The following is a 17,365-nucleotide window of genomic DNA, read 5'->3' as shown; positions in this document are numbered from 1 at the left end:
CCGTGTTTAAAGTTGGTTAACAATTCGACCGACGAAAGTTTGTCATCATGGTGCTCATGCGACGGGGCCAACAATCAGCCATTCCACTGCGCAATCAAATAAAGAGTTGCGGCACGGCATGCAGACGCATGCCGCTCGCCGCGACCGTCACGTCACCACACGACCGGGCAGCGCGCCGACCACGCAGCGCATGACGTCGTGCCGCACACGATGCATGCCGTGCCGCAGCAAAGTGCACAGCATCGGAGCCGCCATTTGGCAAGCGCGTTAACAACTTGTTTCGGAATAGCCGGAACCGTGCTTGTCCGATGCAATCTCACTGTTACGCAGTCCTGCTGCGCATCCCACTCAATCAATCACGACTCGAGGGAGATAACGTGAACGCAAAATACTTACCGCTCATCGCATTGACCGTGGCATTTTCTGCTCATGCAGCTGATTCTGCCCTCCAAAACGTGGGACAAAGCCAGAAACCCGCCGACCAGGTCGCGCAGTGCATCGCCAAGACCTGGGCCGACAAGTCGCAGCAACAAGTGACGTCGCAGTATGAACTCGCAAACGGCCTCGCGATGGCCGTGTATGCACCGGGCCAGCAGCCGCCGAATGGCGCCGCGGCCATCGTGCGCCCGGCCAACGCCGCCAACGCAAAGACCTGGGTTGGTTTCCGCGGTGGCGATGCATCGTCGGCCGGCGACATCAACGCCTGCCTGTAACGAGAACAGGCGCTTCGGATGGCCTTGGCGCTATCCGCTTGTGACAAGCCCCGCTTCGGCGGGGCTTTTCTTTTGCTGCGCGTGTGCGTTTTACAGGTAACTGCAGACGTAATCGAGCGTCTCGAGCACTTCGATGTCGAAGCGGCTCTTGCCCGGCACCGAGAACGATTCGCCGGCGCCGTAGGTTTGCCATTCGCTGCTGCCGTCGAGCTTCACGCGGCACTTGCCGGCCTGCACTTCCATCAATTCGGGCGCATCGGTGCCGAAGTTGAGCGCGCACGGCAGGATCACGCCGAGCGTCTTGCGCGTGCCGTCCGGGAAGAGCACGGTATGCGACACGCACTTGCCGTCGAAATAGACGTTCGCGCGCTTGACGACCGATACGTTGTCGAATTGGGTTGCACTGGTCATGAAATGCCTCTGATTACTGGATGCCGGATGGCGATGTTGTTGGAGGCCGGCCGGAGCGGCGGGCCGGCCGCTATGATACCGGCTCGCGCGGCCTGAGCCGGAATGACGTGCCCACTGCACAAGCCACATGCCTGCCGGAAGACGGCAACGCAACACACCTGATCGTCAGGATCCCGATTCAATGACACCCGCTGACCGCGTGTACGGGTTCACAGCAGCCCCTTGCGCCTCGCGGAATCGCGCAGGCAATCGAGCAGCATCGCCGCGGCCGGCGTCAGCGGGCTGTCGCGACGCGTGATGACCTGCACCGATACGGCCGGCAACCGCTCGCGGATCGGCAGGATCGCGAACTGGTCGCGCGCCCACTCGCCCTGCAGCAGCTGCTCGGGCATCGATGCAATCAGGTCGCAGCCCATCATCAGGCTGCGCGCGAGCCCGAAGCTCGGGCATTCGACGACGCGCGCCGGCACCGGCAACCCGTAGGCGACGAACGAATTGAACAGCACCTGCGTCGAGCTTTCGGGTGACGGATTCATCAGCCAGTCGGCTTCGACGAGATCGGCGAGCGACGTGGCCGATGCGAGCGGATGCCCCTTGCGCGCGACGATCAGCGAACGGCTCGAATACAGTTCGGCATGATCGAACTCCGCGGCCAGCAGTTCGGGCACGACGACGGCCACCGCGAAATCGAGCGAGCCGTCGTGCAGCCGCGGCAGCGCGACGCCCGGAAACCCTTCGACGATACTGACGCGCGCCACCGGATAACGCCGCCGGAACGCGCGAAACGCATCGGGCAGGATCGTCACCGCGGCGGCCGGCGTGACCGCTGCCGCGACGGAGCCCGTCATCGCGCCCTGCGCTTGCTCGATGTCATCGCGGGCGCGCTGCATTTCGGCGACGATCAGCCGCGCGCGCACCTGCAATTGCTGGCCGAACGCGGTGAGCTGTACGCCGCGCGCGGTGCGCACGACAAGCGACACGCCGAGCGCGATCTCCAGTTCCTTGACCGCCTTCGTCAGTGCCGCCGGGGACACGTTCAGGCGCCGCGCGGCCGCGCGAATGCTCCCCTCTTCCGCGACGGTGACGAACGCTTTCAGCTGATGGTATTTCATGGCGGCGACGCGTGATCCGTGGAAACCCTGTGCTGCACGGCACACACCGGCTCAGGGTATTCCCGAGCGGCAACCGGTGGTGAGCACCAAAGCAATTTATCAGCTTCTGGTACGCAAAAGAAATTTATATGCTTGCTCGTCATATGTGCGCCAAGCACCCCACCTGCCCCCCAGGAGACACCATGCTGCAAGCCGTGAACCCCGTCATCCCCGGTATCGCCGCGATCGCACCCGAGCTGGTCGAGGTGCGCCGCCGCATCCACGCTCACCCCGAACTCGCGTTCGAGGAAACGCTCACGAGCGATCTCGTTGCCGAGCTGCTCACCGGCTGGGGTTATGAAGTGCATCGCGGCATCGGCAAGACGGGCGTGGTCGGCGTGCTGCGCGAAGGGCAAGGCACGCGCACGGTCGGGCTGCGCGCCGACATGGATGCCCTGCCGCTCGCGGAGGCCACGGGCCTGCCGTACGCGAGCCGCCATGCGAACAAGATGCATGCGTGCGGCCACGACGGCCACACCGCGATGCTGCTGTGCGCGGCGCGACACCTCGCGGCAACGCGCCAGTTCTCCGGCACGCTGAACCTGATCTTCCAGCCGGCCGAAGAAAACTTCGGCGGCGCGAAATCGATGATGGACGACGGCCTGTTCGATCGTTTCCCGTGCGACGCGATCTTCGCGATCCACAACATGCCGGGCCGCGCAGCCGGCGACATGGCCTTCCGCACCGGCGCCGCGATGGCGTCGGCCGACCGCGTGACGATCACGCTGCGCGGGGTCGGCGGTCACGGCGCGATGCCGCATTTCGCGCGCGATCCGATGTCGGCCGCGGGCAGCATCATGGTCGCGCTGCAGACGATCGTCGCACGAGAGGTCGATGCGCAACATGCGGCCGTGATCACGGTCGGCAGCGTGCAGGCCGGCGAGACGTTCAACATCATTCCCGAAACCGTCGTGATGAAACTGTCGGTGCGTGCGCTGAACGCCGACGTACGCGCGCTGCTCGCGCGCCGCATCGAGGCGCTCGTGAAAGGCCAGGCGGAAAGCTTCGGCGTCACGGCGGAAGTCGACTACGACTACGGCTACCCGGTGCTCGTCAATCACGCGGAGCCGACTGCGTTCGCGGCCGACATCGCGCGCCGGATGCTCGGCGCCGAGCGCGTCGAAACGGACGCCGCGCCGCTGATGGGCAGCGAGGACTTCGCGTTCATGCTCGAAGCGCGCCCCGGCTGCTATGCATTCATCGGCAACGGGATCGGCAGCAAGGGCGGCTGCATGGTGCACAACCCCGGCTACGACTTCAACGACGACATTCTCGCGATCGGCGCGAGCTACTGGGTTCGCATCGCCGAAGCCTGGCTCGCGGCCTGACGGCCCTTCATCCCATCGTTTCGCGCCAACCGGGGGAGCCCCACATGGAAACGTCCGCCCTTTCGCTCGCCGGCACGCCGGTCGATGCACGCGCCGCCGCGAAGAAACGCCGGCTGATCGCGGCCGCCGCCGTCGGCAACGCGCTCGAGTTCTACGACTTCACGGTCTACAGCTTCTTCGCAATCCTGATCGGCAAGCTGTTCTTTCCCGTGCATTCGCCGTTCGGGCAATTGATGCTCGCGGTCGCGAGCTTCGGCGTCGGCTTCGTCACGCGTCCGCTCGGGGGGCTCGTGATCGGCATGTATGCCGACCGCGCCGGCCGCAAGAAGGCGATGATCCTCACGCTGCTGCTGATGGCGCTCGGCACCGCGACGATCGCCGTCGCGCCGACCTTCGCGCAGGTCGGCCTCGCCGCCCCGCTGCTGCTCGTGCTCGCGCGCCTGCTGCAAGGGTTCGCGTCGGGCGGCGAAGTCGGTGCGTCGACGACGCTGCTGCTCGAACAGGCGCCGCAGCATCGTCGCGGCTTCTACGCATCGTTCCAGTTCTCGAGCCAGGGGCTCGCCGCGCTCGCCGGTGCGCTGACGGGCGTCGCGCTGACGTCGACGCTGAATGCCGCGCAGCTCGAAAGCTGGGGCTGGCGCGTACCGTTCATCATCGGCACGCTGTTCGTGCCGCTCGGCTACTGGCTGCGCCGCACCGTCGAGGAAGTGCCGGCCGCCGTGCCCGCCGCCACGCACGACGAGCCGGTCGCATCGCTGCCGCTCGCCGACGTGCTGCGCCATCACGGCAAGGCCGTGTTCGCGGGCCTCGGCGTGACGATCGGCGGCACGTCGATCCACTACATCATCGTGTTCTACATGGCGATCTACGGCGTGCAGGTGCTGCACCTGCCGACCTGGCTGTCGATGACGGCCGGCTGCGTCGCGGGCGCGATCCTGATGCTCGTGACGCCGATCGGCGGCCACCTGTCCGACGTCTACGGGCGCAACCGGATCGTGTGGTGGACGCGCATCGTGCTGATGGCCTCGATCTATCCGGCGTTCATCGCGCTGAACCGCTGGCCGGGCGCCGCCTCGTTGCTGTCGATCATCGCCGCGCTGTCGATCGTGCACGCGATCAACATCGGCGCGACCGGCGCGATGCTCGGCGAACTGTTCCCGCGTGCGGTGCGCGCGACTGGCGGCGCACTCGTGTACAGCGTGGGCGTCGCGATCTTCGGCGGCTTCGCGCAGTTCTTCGTCACGTGGCTGATCGCGGCGACCGGCAACCCGAATGCGCCTGCGTGGTATGCGATTGGTTGCGGTGTGTTCACGCTGCTTGCCATCCGCTGCATGGACGAAAAAGCCGGGAAGGCGCTCGACTGACCGGCGGCCGATGCCGGATGCGCGATTGACGTGGTGTGCGCGCATCGTGCATGATCGCTCCATGCGCCACACCACGACCACCTTCTCGACCACGACGCGCACGACCGCCTTCGGCGGGCTCGTGCGGCGAGTGCGCGCAAGGTCGTAGCGCAACCCCTCACAGGCCCCGCCGGTTCCGGACGGGGTCTTGTCGTTTCTCCGTCCGTATCGGTCATTCAGGAGAAACGCAATGCCCGAAGTCTCTTCCCCGAAACGCGCGCTGCTCGTCGTCGACATGCAGGTCGGCCTGTTTCACGGCCCCGAGCGTCCGTACGACGGCGAGCGCGTGCTCGCGAACATCAACCGGTTGATCGATCGCGCGCATGAAGCCGGTGCGCCCGTGTTCGCCGTCCGGCACACCGGGCCCGCCGGTTCGCCGATTGCACCCGACTCGCCGCTGACCGCACTGCTGCCGGAACTCGCGATCGATGCTGCCCGCGATACCGTGTTCGCCAAAACGCGGTCGAGCTGCTTCACCGGCACACCGCTCGCCGAGTGGCTGCATGCGGCCGGCATCGGCGAGATCGTGATTGCGGGGATGAAGACGCAGTACTGCGTCGATACCACGTGTCGTGCGGCCGCCGATCTCGGTTTTCGCGCGGTGCTCGTCGCCGACGCGCACACCTGCATGGATACGCCCGAACTGCCGGCCGAGCGGATCGTCGCGCATCACAATGCGACGCTTAATGGTCCGTTCGCGACGCTGACGTCGACCGACGCGTGCGGATTCTGACCGGCGCCTGCCACGCGCCGTAAACGCAACAACGCACGGACGGCAACCGCCCGTGCGTTGTTGTGTACAAGTCGTATACCTTCGCCGCTCAGAACGTATGCATCATCCCCACATACGCGCCAGTCTGCGACTCGCCCGTCATCGGGCTCGTGCCCGACGTCGCGTCGCGCGGCGTCGCGAGCAGCGAGAAGTTCGAGTTGCCGCCGTTGCGCACATACGCAACCGTGCCATACAGGAACGTGCGCTTCGACAGGTTGTACGTGGTGCCGAGCACGTACATCATCGCGTGCCCCGACGGATCGTGCGACGCGTCGCCGCCGCCGTCGCCCACCTTCACGTAGTAACCGCCGCCCGTCACGGCCCATTGCGGCGTCGCCGAATAGGTCGCGCCGAGCCAGTAGTGATCGGCGCGATCGGCCACACCGGCCGGGCTGTCCGGCGCCTGGTAGTGCGTATACGCGCCCTGGATCTTGAACTTCGACACCTTGACGTTCGCGCCGACGAAATACTCGCGCGACGCGGTGAAGATGTTGCTGAACTTGCCGTTGTTGTCGCGCAGTTCATCGTAGATGCCGCGCACGTCGAGCAATGGCGAGTGGTACGAGATCATGATCCCGTCCGAGCGGCCGAAGTCGTCGGCCGCGCCGTAGTTGAAGCCGCGCGACTGGTTGCCGAACGCGTATTGCGCCTGCACGTCGAAGCCGCCGATCACCGGGCTGTGATACTCGATGTTGTTGCTGGTCTGCTGCCAGTTGCGGCCGCGCACGAGCGATGCCGACGAAAACGCCTGCTGCACGAACGGGTCGAATTCCCACACGCCGTCGCTGTCGATGAACAGGTTGCGGCCGGCCTGCAGCTGGCCCCACGTGTTGCTCTTCAGCCCGACATACGCACGCCGCGACCACATGCGCCCGCCGCCCGTCTGGCCGTTCATCACCTGGAACGCGGTTTCCAGGTCGAAGACCGTCGACAGCCCGCCGCCGAGATCCTCGATGCCCTTCAGCCCGAACATGCTGGTGCCCCAGTCGCCGCTTTCGGCGCTCCAGCGGGTCGCGCTGCCGCCGTTCGGCTGCGCGATGTGGTTCAGGTATTCGATGCCGCCGTCGACGCGGCCGTACAGCGTCACGCTCGTCTGTGCAAAAGCGGCCGCCGGTGTGGCGGCCGCGATCAGCCATGCGAAATGTTTGAGTCGCAAAATGATGCCCCCTCGGAGTCTCGACCTTCCGGCGCGCGCCCCATGCGCTCGCCCAGGGTCTGTTTATCCGCGATCGATCGAAAAACGCCCGGGGCCCGCCGCGCAAAGCGAAAGCAGGCCGCCGGAGATCGCGATGTTCTTGTAGAAATGAATCATGTTGTTGATCTGCTCGCCGCCCGTCATCGTCCAGTAGTGATGGCCGATGATGCCGGTGCCGATCGTATAGAGCGCCAGCAGCAGCGCGAGCGGGCGCGTCTGGAAGCCGACCAGGATCGCGATCCCGACGAACAGCTCCATCACGACGGAGATCGCGGCGGAGATGATCGGCGCGGGCGCGCCCTCCGAACCCATGAACGCGATGGTCCCGGGGAAGTCGACGATCTTCTTCCAGCCGAACATCACGAACAGGATCACGAGCAGGATCCGGGCAAGCAGCAGCAGCACATCGCGCTGGGACGCGAGAAACGGTTGATTCGGTGTCATGGTGTCGATCAACGAAAGCGATGCGCATGGCGCAAACACGCCCGGCGCACCGGATTGCGAATGAACCAGGACGGGTGGCCGCCTGCGCCGCCCGCCCCGCTCTGCAACAACCGGCATCGGGTAACAACCCGATGTGCAGTGCTCCTCCTCTGGTCAGTTATCGCCCTGCTTCGTCGCGTGCCGCATCAGCGCAGCTTCGCGACGTCCTGCTCGGTCACCTTCGCGGCCGGATTGCCGAACTGCCCGGTCAGGTAGTTCGTCAGCGCGGCGATCTGCGCATCCGACAGCTCGTGGCGGAACGCCGGCATCCCGACGTCCTCGCTGCCGGCCTTGCGCTGCACACCGTTCAGGATCACCTGCACGAGGTTGGTCGGATTCGGTGCGCCGACCGTCGAGTTGTGGAACAGCGGCGGGTAATAGCCGTCCGGCGTGCCCTTGCCCTGCATCTGGTGGCAGGTCGCGCAGTTGCCGAGATACAGCCGTGCCGGATCGATGCCCGACGACGCGAGCGCGACGCCGCGCAGCGTCAGGCCGTCCTCGGCCGGCTTGCCCCACGACGAGCGCGACTGCTTCGCGTCGCCGCCGGCGACTGCCGGCACCGTGCGAATGTACGTCGAGATCGCGCCGATGTCGGCTTCGGTCATCTTCGAGAAGCTGTGCTCGACCGCCTCGGCCATCGGGCCGGCCGCCTGCGCGAGACCCGGCACGCTGCCGGTGCGCAGGTACTGGACGAGTTGCTGCTGCGTCCAGCCGCCGATCCCCGCGTTGGCGTCGGACGTGATGTTGTAGCCGTCCCAGCCCGCGAGCACCGAACCCGACAGGAAGCTGCCGCCCGTCTCGTCGAGCGACTTCTCCTGCATCGCGATGCCGCGCGGCGTGTGGCACGTGCTGCAGTGGGCAAGACCCTGGACGAGATACGCGCCGCGGTTCCACTCGGCACTCTGCGCCGGCTTCGGCTCGTACGCGCCGTCCTTCAGGAACAGCCAGTTCCAGATCTTCAGCGGCCAGCGCATGCTCAGCAGCGCGGGGATCTCGTTCTTCGGCGGCGCCTGCTTGACCGGCTCGACGCCGTGCATGAAGTACGCGTACAGCGCCTGCACGTCGTCGTCGTTGATCTTCGCGTACGACACGTACGGCATCGCCGGATACAGGTTGTCGCCGTTCTTCGACACCCCGTGGCGCACCGCGCGCTCGAAGTCCTCGGCCGTCCAGTTGCCGATGCCCGTCTCGGGATCGGGCGTGATGTTGCTCGTATAGATCTTGCCGAGCATCGGGATCGGCATGCCGAGACCGCCCGCGAACGGCTTGCCGCCCTTCGCGGTGTGGCACGCCATGCAGTCGCCCGCGACCGCGAGATATTCGCCGCGCTTGACCAGCGCCGGATCGGCGGCATCGGCCGCGCGTGCGAGGCCCGGCAGCGCGAGACAGCCGGCGAGGAGGAAGGTGAGAGTAGATTTCCGCACGGTCAGACTTCCTTCTTCAGCGTGTCCGACATCCGCAGCGCGAGCGCCGCGATCGTCAGCGTCACGTTCACCGTACCGACGGTCGGCATCGTCGAGCTGCTCGAGATGAACAGGTTCGGATGGTCGAACGTGCGGCAGTCCTTGTCGACGACCGAGTCGCGTGCATCCGCGCCCATGATCGTCGCGCCCGTGATGTGGTTGTTCGGCGCGAACTCGTCGTTGAAGACGACTTCCGTACCGCCCAGCACCTTCGCTGCCGTCGCGTAGACCTCGCGCGTATGCACGGCGCCGCGCTTCACGTAGTCGTCGATCGCATACGTGATCTCCGGGCGCGGGATGCCGATCGCGTCGGTCGCCGTCTTGCTCGGCACGATGCGGTTCTCCGGCTGCGGCAGGATTTCGTGGAAGCAATCGAACTCGACGAAGCGCGCGGAACGGTCGCGGATCTGCGCGTCGAGCTCCTCGGGCTTCATCAGCTTGCCACCCTTGAAGATCTTCTGCGTCTCCTGGTTGATGCGCGACATGTTCGACAGGTGGATCTTCTTCGCGGCTTCGGTCGCACGGAACGGGCCGTCGCGGAAACCGATCAGCGACGTCATCTCCTGCGGGCCGCGGCCCGGCCACAGCTTCTCGTTCGCGTAGAACGTCACGCCGGTGCCCGGATGGTCCATCAGGTTGCGGCCGACCATGTCGGAGCTGTTCGCGACGCCGTTCGGGAAGTCGCGGTTCGCGGACATCAGCAGGATCTTCGGCGTCTCGATGCCGTTCGCGGCGATCACGAAGTACTTGCCCTCGACGCGATGGTCGGCGCCGGTCTTGTCCTTGTAGATCGCGGCGACGATGCGCTTGTCCGGCCCGGTCTCGAGCTTGTAGACGACCGCGCTGTCGATCAGTTTCGCGCCGGCCTGCTCGGCCTTCTCGACGTGCACGATGCCGTTGTACATCGCGCCGATCGGGCAGATCGGCATGCAGTTGTTGTTCCCGCAACAAGTCGGCCGGCCGTCGTACGGGCGGCTGTTGCGGGCGACCGGCTCGGTCACCACGTGGAACTTCGGGTCATAGCCGTTGAGCGCGCTCTTGATCGTCTGCTCGTTGAACGACAACGGCAGCGGCGGCATCGGGTACGGCTCCTTGCGCGGCGAGTACAGGTCTTCCTCGGGGCCCGGGCCCCACACGCCGAGTTCCTCTTCGGCGCGCTGGTAGTAATGCTCGAGGTCGTCGTACTGGATCGGCCAGTCGCGGCCGACGCCGTACACGGTCTTCATCTTGAAGTCGTTCGGGATGAAGCGCCACGCCGACGCGGCCCAGTGCCACGTCGTGCCGCCCACCGCGCGAATGTACTGCGAGTTGAACTTGTGCTCGCCCTTCAGGATCAGGTAGTCGTTCGGCGGGCCGTATTCCGGATGCGGCGCCCATGCGCTCGACGGGTACGGCGCCATGAAATCGGTCTTGTCGACCTGGTTGCGGAAGCGCTCGACGATTTCCCAGCGCGGCATGCGCGGGCCGGCTTCCAGCAGGATCACCGACTTGCCCGCCATTGCGAGCTGGTGTGCAACGATCGCGCCTGCGACACCCGACCCGACGACGACGACGTCGGCCTTTTGCGTATCGGTATCGGCCATCAGGCTTGCCTCTCGATCGGTTTTTCGGCCCAGAAGCCGGGTTTGTTCGGGCAATACGACGGGATCACGAGCGTATCGGATACGACGCTGAACATTAATGCTTCTTCGTAGGTAATCACGACGTTGTCGACGATGCCGAGATACCACGCTTCAAGAATCTTCAGCGCGAGTGTTTCCTGGTCGGGATTCAGCGAACCGGACGCGAGTGCGCCGGCGAGTTGCGGCAGGCTGTCGGCCGTCTTGAACGAGCCCTTCTGCAAGGCCTGCAGGAAGCGCTGGCCGAGCACGCGGCTCAGCCCCTTCTTGCCTGTCAATGCTTCGGAGAGCGTCATGAACGTATCGAGCGGCGCGGTGCCGGGATCGTCGGCCAGGGCCCGCAACGCCAGCGAGCCCGTGAGGCCCGCCGCCGTCAGCGCCAGTGCGCCCTGCAGCCATTGACGCCGCGTGATACCGCTTGCGGTTGCGTCGCTTTCACGACGCGAGTGGGGAGTGTTGTCGTTGTGCATGTTTCCTTCTCTCGAACACCGGATTCGGGAAAACCACGCTTGATATTTCTCAAACATTGGCGCGGACCTGAAATGTACGCGCACAAATCGGAACGAACAATCTTTTTATAGTCCATTAAATGTTCCGCAATCCGAGACAATCGACATTTCGCTGCATTTTTGTATCGTCGGCGCGACAAAGTTGCGGCACGCACGTCAGTGTCGCACGTCGACGGCACACTGTGCGACGCGATGCGCGCACATGTCGGTCGGTTAGAATCGCGTGCAATCAAACAGAAAGCTTCCCTCCGAGGGCAATCGAGCGATGAAGCAGCACGACAAACACAACAAAGCGAAACGACTCCACCACACCACCCGGCTGCTCTGGCGCATCGGCGCCGTCGCGGCGCTCGGCGGCGCCACGGCACTGTCGCTGCATGCTCTCGCGGCGCGCACGGTGAGCGTGTCGCCGCAAGGCACCGTCACCGAAGTCCGGCAGAGCGTCGTCAAGTTCGACGAACCGATGGTCGCGTTCGGCTCGGCCTCCGCGCCGAATCCCGCGCGCGTCACCTGCAACGATTCCACGGCCGCGCGCGGCCAGGGTCACTGGCTCGACGACAAGACCTGGGTTTACGATTTCGAAAACGACCTGCCGCCCGGCGTGCGCTGCTCGGTCGCGCTCAACGACACGCTGCGCTCGGTCGCCGGCAATGCGGCCAGCGGCCCGCGCCGCTTCACGTTCCAGACAGGCGGCCCGTTCCCGGTGAACGTACGGCCCGGCTCGCGCGAGATCGAGGAACGGCAGATATTCGTGCTGAAGCTGAACGGCCCGGCCGAACCGCGCTCGGCGCTCGCGAACATCTGGTGCGAAGCGGCCGGCATCGGCAACCGCATTCCCGTCACGGCCGCCGACGACGATGCGCGCAACGCACTGCTCGATCACTTCGGGCTGAAGAAGGATGCCGCGCGCGTGCTGACGCTTTCGTGCGCGCAGGCGCTGCCGGCGAGCGCAAAGATGCAGCTCGTGTACGGCAAGGGCGTCACGAGCCCGAGCGGGATCCCGAACGAAACGGAGCGGCGCTTCGATTTCACCGTGCGCGCACCGTTCGCCGCGAGCTTCTCGTGCGAACGCGAGAACGCGAAGGCCCCCTGCACGCCGCTGCGCCCGCTCACGCTGTCGTTCAACGCACCGATCTCGCGCAAGAACGCCGAGGCGATCAAGCTGCGCGGCCCTGACGGTTCGCTGTCGCCGACCTTCGCGGCCGACGACAAGAGCGAGGAAGTCACCACCGTCACGTTCAACCCGCCGCTGCCCGAGCAGGCCGGCCTGACGATCGAATTGCCGTCGGGCCTGCGCGACGTGACCGACCGCTCGCTGTCCAACGCCGACCTGTTCCCGCTCGCGACACGCACCGCGCCGATGCCGCCGCTCGCGAAATTCTCGTCGGGCACCTTCGGGATCGTCGAGCGCTTCGCCGAACCCGATACGCCCGCGCTCGTGCCCGTCACGCTGCGCAACGTCGAGGCCGACCTGCATATCGACGGCCTGAACACCCAGGGCGCGCAGTTCTCGAACCTGAAGGTCGACGACGACACCGCGATTCGCCAGTGGATGCGCACCGTCGACCGCTTCGACAACTGGTCGATGACGGCCGGCTCGATCGACAGCCAGATTCCGGGCCTGCTCGAACGCAAGGGCCAGCACCCCGTCTACGTGCCGCGCGAAGCCGGCGAGAAGGCGCCCGCGCCGAAGGATCGCCGCATCGACGTGCGCTCGCTGACGCTGCTCAAGGGCCAGCCGGGCGTGCAGGCGCTGACGCTGCCGAAGGCCGACCCGAAGGCACTGCGCCCGTTCGAAGTCGTCGGCGTGCCGATCGACAAGCCCGGCTTCTACGTGCTCGAACTCGCGTCGCCCGCGCTCGGCCGCTCGCTGCTGGCGAAACCGTCGAGCATGTACGTGCGCACCACGGTGCTCGTCACCAACCTCGGCGTGCACCTGAAACAGGGCCGCGAAAACAACCTCGTGTGGGTCACGACGCTCGACAAGGGCAAGCCCGTGCCGAATGCGCAGATCCGCGTGTCGGACTGCAACGGCGACGAGATCGCATCCGGCAAGACCGATGCGCAGGGTTTGCTGAAGATCGACGGCGCATTCGAATCGAAGCGCGCATGCAGCTCGTCCGACTCGGAGCAACGCTTCGACGACTACTTCGTGTCGGCCCGCGTGAACGATCCGAAGACGGGCCCCGACATGGCGTTCGTCAGCTCGAACTGGAACCGCGGGATCGAATCGTGGCGCTTCAACGTGCCGACCGACACCGACAGCGCACCGACCGTGCGTGCGCATACGGTATTCGACCGCACGCTGCTGCGGGCCGGCGAAACCGTGTCGATGAAGCACTTCATCCGCACCGAAACGCTGCAGAGCCTCGCGTTCCCGTCGCAATACCCGACGCGCGTGACGATCCGCCATCTCGGCACGGGCCAGACCTACAAGCTGCCGCTCACGTGGGCGGCCGACCACAGCGCGGACTCGCAGTTCACACTGCCGGCCGCCGCGAAGCTCGGCGAATACAGCGTCGAGCTCGAAGGCGGCCCGGAGGACGCGCCGACCGCCACCTATTACAGCGGCAGCTTCCGCGTCGAGGCGTTCCGCCTGCCGGTGCTGAAGGGCTCGATCGGCGCGCGCGACGCGCAGAAGAGCCCGCTCGTCGCCGTGAAGGAAGCGCCGCTCGCGGTGCAGATCGACTACGTGTCGGGTGGCGGCGCATCGAACCTGCCCGTGCAGGTGTCGGCGCTGATGAAGTGGGCGTCTCCACCGTTCGCGGATCGCTTCGAGGATTTCAGCTTCACGCCGTATCGCCCCGACACGAGCGACGGCAATGCCGACGACGATTCGCAGGACGGCGACAACGCGTCGTCGTCGAACAACGACCCCGACGCGACGAAGCTGATCGCCGACAAGCTGCCGCTGACGCTCGACCGCAACGGTGCGGGCTCGGTCACGCTGAAGGGCCTGCCCGACGTCGACGCACCGAAGCGCATCGCGCTCGAAGCGACGTTCGCCGACCCGAACGGCGAAGTGCAGACGATTCGCGGCGACACGATCCTGTGGCCGGCCGCGGTGGTGGCCGGCGTCAAGGCCGGCCGCTGGGTATCGGTCGGCCAGCGCGTGCCCGTGCAGGCGCTGGCGGTCGACCTGCAAGGCAAGCCGCGCGCGTCGGTGCCGATCGAGATCAAGGGCGTCGCGCGCATCACGACGTCGTCGCGCAAGCGGATGGTCGGCGGTTTCTACGCGTACGACAACAAGAGCGACACGCGCGACCTCGGCGTGCTGTGCTCGGGCAAGACCGACGACAAGGGCCGCATGGCCTGCGACGCGACGCTCGAACAGGCCGGCAACGTGCAGCTGATCGCGGTGGCCAAGGACGGCGACGGCCGCACGTCGAATGCATCGACATCGGTGTGGGTCACGCGCGAGGACGAACTCTGGTTCGGCGGCGACAACACCGACCGGATCGACGTGATCCCGGAGAAAACCTCGTACGAACCGGGCGAAACCGCCCGCTTCCAGGTGCGCATGCCGTTCCGCTACGCGACCGCGCTGGTGGCGGTCGAGCGCGGCGGCGTGATGGAAACGCACATCGTCGAACTGAACGGCAAGAACCCGACGGTCGACCTGAAGGTCGGCGACACGTGGGGGCCGAACGTCTACGTGTCGGTGCTCGCGCTGCGCGGCCGGATTCGTGAAGTGCCGTGGTACTCGTTCTTCACGTGGGGCTGGAAGGCGCCGGTCGAATGGGCGCGCGCATTCTGGCGCGAAGGCCGTCACTATGAAGCGCCGACCGCGTTCGTCGACCTGTCGAAACCCGCGTTCCGCTACGGCCTCGGCGAGATCAAGGTCGGCACGGGCGTGCACCGACTCGGCGTGACCGTGACGACCGACGCGACCCGCTACACGGTGCGCAGCAAGGCGCAGGCGCACGTGAAGGTCACGCTGCCGAACGGCCAGCCCGCGCCGGCCGGCACGCAGATCGCGGTCGCGGCCGTCGACGAGGCGCTGCTCGAACTGATGCCGAACAACAGCTGGGACCTGCTCGACGCGATGCTGCGGCGACGCGCGTACGGTGTCGAGACGGCCACCGCGCAGATGGAAATCGTCGGCCGCCGCCACTTCGGCCGCAAGGCCGTGCCGGCCGGCGGCGGCGGCGGCAGCGCGCCGACCCGCGAGCTGTTCGACACGCTGCTGCTGTGGAATCCGCGCGTGACGCTGGATGCGAACGGCAGCGCGACCGTCGAGGTGCCGCTGAACGACGCGCTCACGCGCTTCCGGATCGTCGCGATCGCGGCGGTCGGCCCCGACCGCTTCGGCACCGGCAGCACGTCGATCCGCAGCACGCAGGATCTGCAGTTGATCTCCGGCCTGCCGCCGCTCGTGCGCGAAGGCGACGCGTTCCGTGCGCAGGTCACGCTGCGCAACACGACCGACCGCGCGATGCAGGTCGTCGTGACGCCGCGCGTGACGGGCCTCGAGGTCGCGCCGCAAACCGTGTCGCTGGCGGCCAATACGGCAACCGAAGTCGCATGGACGATCACCGTGCCCGAGCAGGCACTCGACGCGGCCGGTGCGCTGAACTGGCGCATCGAAGCGGCCGAGCAAGGCGGCAAGCGTGCGTCCGACGCGCTGGCGGTTGCGCAGAAGGTCGTGCCCGCGCTGCCGGTCACGGTTCAGCAGGCGACGCTCGCGCAAGTCGACGGCACGCTGACGGTGCCGGTGGCCTCCCCGGCCGGTGCCGCGAACAACGCGCAAGGCCTGCCGCGCGGCGGCATCGCCGTGTCGCTGCAGTCGAAGCTTGCCGACGGGCTGCCCGGCGTGAAGCGCTGGTTCGAGCGCTATCCGTACCGCTGCCTCGAACAGCAGACGTCACGCGCGATCGGCCTGCGCGACCCCGCGCAATGGCAGGCGCTGATCGCCCGCATGCCCGTCTATCTCGACAGCGACGGGCTCGCGAGCTACTTCCCGCCGTCGTCCGACGATTCGCACGCCGGCAGCGCGACGCTGTCGTCGTACCTGCTCGTGGTGTCCGACGAGGCGAGCCGTCTCGACCCGCGCTTCGCGCTGCCGGAAGACCTGCGCACGCAGCTCGAAGCCGGGCTCGCGCGCTTCGTCGACGGCCGCCTCGAGCGCAACACGTGGGCGCCGCGCCAGGATCGAGACCTCCGCAAGCTCGCCGCGATCGAGGCGCTGTCGCGCTACGGCGCAGCGCAGGGCCGCATGCTCGGCTCGATCGAGATCGCGCCGAACCAGTGGCCGACGTCGGCGGTGATCGACTATCACGCGATCCTGACGCGCGTGAAGGACATCCCGCAACGCGACGAGAAACGCGCGCAGGTCGAACAGATCCTGCGCGCACGCCTCACGTACCAGGGCACGCAGCTCGTGTTCTCGACTGCACGCGACGACGACCTGTGGTGGCTGATGACCAGCAACGAGACCAACGCGGCACGTCTCGCACTGGAATTCGCGGGTGACCCGGCGTGGAAGGACGAGATGCCCCGCGTGACGGCCGGCCTGCTCGCCCTGCAGCGCCAGGGCGCATGGCAGACGACCACGTCGAACGCGCTCGGCCTGCTCGCGGTCGAGCGCTTCTCGCGCACTTACGAGAGCACGCCGGTTGCCGGCGCGACGAAAGTCGCGCTCGGCGGCGACGAGCGCACGATCGCGTGGTCGCAAGCGCCGGCACCCGCGCCCGCCGACACGGCGGCATCGGCCACCCCGGCCACCCGCGCCGCCGCGGCCCGCAGCGTGATGCTGCCGTGGCCGCGCGCGTCGCAGGCGCCGGCCACGCTGTCCGTCACGCAAGACGGCACGGGCCGTCCGTGGGCCACGATCGAGAGCCTCGCAGCCGTGCCGCTGCGTTCGCCGTTCGCCGCCGGCTACCGGATCACGAAGACCGTCACACCCGTGTCGCCCGCCGTCAAGGGCGTGCTGACGCGCGGCGACGTCGTGCGCGTGCATCTCGACATCGATGCGCAGAGCGACATGACGTGGGTCGTCGTCAACGATCCGGTTCCGGCCGGCTCGACGATCCTCGGCTCGGGCCTCGGCCGCGACTCCGAAGCCGCGACGCAGGGCGAGAAGACGCCGGACGGCGCGTGGCCGGCGTTCATCGAGCGCGACTTCGACGGCTACCGCGCGTACTACGACTATCTGCCGAAGGGCAAATTCTCGGTCGAGTACACGGTGCGACTGAACAACGTCGGCACGTTCGGGCTGCCGCCGACGCGTGTCGAGGCGCTGTACGCGCCGTCCGTGTACGGCCTGTGGCCGAACCCGCCGATGACCGTGAAGCCGGCCGACGCGGGCAAGTAACGAGA

The 17,365-nt window shown here is 66.8% G+C and carries 12 protein-coding genes; 5 read left to right on the top strand and 7 right to left on the bottom strand.

Going from position 1 to position 17,365, the window contains the following annotated elements; all coding sequences use genetic code 11:
* Nucleotides 1-377: 377 nt before the first annotated feature.
* Nucleotides 378-713, top strand: a complete 336-nt coding sequence (locus ACPTTF_RS23260) for a hypothetical protein (protein WP_081436670.1) — start codon at nucleotides 378-380, stop codon at nucleotides 711-713.
* A gap of 90 nt (nucleotides 714-803) precedes the next feature.
* Here ACPTTF_RS23260 and ACPTTF_RS23255 read toward each other — a convergent pair whose 3' ends face one another.
* Together ACPTTF_RS23255 and ACPTTF_RS23250 are read right to left on the bottom strand one after the other, a co-directional pair.
* On the bottom strand, nucleotides 804-1,124 hold the full coding sequence (locus ACPTTF_RS23255; protein WP_006478890.1) for a pyrimidine/purine nucleoside phosphorylase: 321 nt from the start codon (nucleotides 1,122-1,124) through the stop codon (nucleotides 804-806).
* Between the two features lie 209 nt (nucleotides 1,125-1,333).
* Nucleotides 1,334-2,236 carry a LysR substrate-binding domain-containing protein gene (locus ACPTTF_RS23250; RefSeq protein ID WP_423368382.1) on the bottom strand — a complete coding sequence of 301 codons (903 nt, stop codon included), beginning with the start codon at nucleotides 2,234-2,236 and terminating at the stop codon, nucleotides 1,334-1,336.
* Between the two features lie 182 nt (nucleotides 2,237-2,418).
* Between ACPTTF_RS23250 and ACPTTF_RS23245 the strand changes: the two genes are divergently transcribed.
* The 3 genes from ACPTTF_RS23245 (at nucleotide 2,419) to ACPTTF_RS23235 (ending at nucleotide 5,739) form a co-directional block, all read left to right on the top strand.
* Complete coding sequence (locus ACPTTF_RS23245) at nucleotides 2,419-3,603, top strand: M20 aminoacylase family protein (protein ID WP_423368381.1); 1,185 nt, start codon at nucleotides 2,419-2,421, stop codon at nucleotides 3,601-3,603.
* 44 nt (nucleotides 3,604-3,647) lie between these two features.
* On the top strand, nucleotides 3,648-4,967 hold the full coding sequence (locus ACPTTF_RS23240) for an MFS transporter (RefSeq protein ID WP_423368380.1): 1,320 nt from the start codon (nucleotides 3,648-3,650) through the stop codon (nucleotides 4,965-4,967).
* A 229-nt stretch (nucleotides 4,968-5,196) separates the two neighbouring features.
* A complete protein-coding gene (locus tag ACPTTF_RS23235; RefSeq protein WP_423368379.1) occupies nucleotides 5,197-5,739 on the top strand; it encodes a cysteine hydrolase family protein in 543 nt (180 codons plus the stop codon).
* A gap of 88 nt (nucleotides 5,740-5,827) precedes the next feature.
* Here the strand turns inward: ACPTTF_RS23235 and ACPTTF_RS23230 are convergent, their stop codons facing one another.
* The 5 genes from ACPTTF_RS23230 to ACPTTF_RS23210 form a co-directional block, all read right to left on the bottom strand.
* Nucleotides 5,828-6,934, bottom strand: a complete 1,107-nt coding sequence (locus ACPTTF_RS23230; protein WP_423368378.1) for a porin — start codon at nucleotides 6,932-6,934, stop codon at nucleotides 5,828-5,830.
* A gap of 63 nt (nucleotides 6,935-6,997) precedes the next feature.
* Nucleotides 6,998-7,417: a DoxX family protein gene (locus ACPTTF_RS23225; protein WP_166951836.1), complete on the bottom strand. Its 420-nt coding sequence runs from the start codon at nucleotides 7,415-7,417 to the stop codon at nucleotides 6,998-7,000.
* A 185-nt stretch (nucleotides 7,418-7,602) separates the two neighbouring features.
* Entirely contained in the window at nucleotides 7,603-8,880 is a 1,278-nt protein-coding gene (locus ACPTTF_RS23220) for a c-type cytochrome (protein ID WP_166951833.1), read from the bottom strand.
* A 2-nt stretch (nucleotides 8,881-8,882) separates the two neighbouring features.
* Entirely contained in the window at nucleotides 8,883-10,502 is a 1,620-nt protein-coding gene (locus ACPTTF_RS23215) for a GMC family oxidoreductase (RefSeq protein ID WP_166951831.1), read from the bottom strand.
* On the bottom strand, nucleotides 10,502-11,008 hold the full coding sequence (locus ACPTTF_RS23210; RefSeq protein ID WP_166951829.1) for a sugar dehydrogenase complex small subunit: 507 nt from the start codon (nucleotides 11,006-11,008) through the stop codon (nucleotides 10,502-10,504). The genes ACPTTF_RS23215 and ACPTTF_RS23210 overlap by 1 nt, the downstream gene beginning before the upstream one ends.
* Nucleotides 11,009-11,312: 304 nt before the next feature.
* Between ACPTTF_RS23210 and ACPTTF_RS23205 the strand changes: the two genes are divergently transcribed.
* Nucleotides 11,313-17,360, top strand: coding sequence for an alpha-2-macroglobulin family protein (locus tag ACPTTF_RS23205; RefSeq protein WP_423368377.1), 6,048 nt, complete (start codon nucleotides 11,313-11,315; stop codon nucleotides 17,358-17,360).
* Nucleotides 17,361-17,365: the final 5 nt, after the last annotated feature.

Source organism: Burkholderia crassaminum (assembly GCF_964265005.1).
Taxonomy (GTDB): Bacteria; Pseudomonadota; Gammaproteobacteria; order Burkholderiales; family Burkholderiaceae; genus Burkholderia.
The sequence above is the reverse complement of the archived record's forward strand: the minus strand, read 5'-3'. Positions and strand labels throughout refer to the sequence as shown.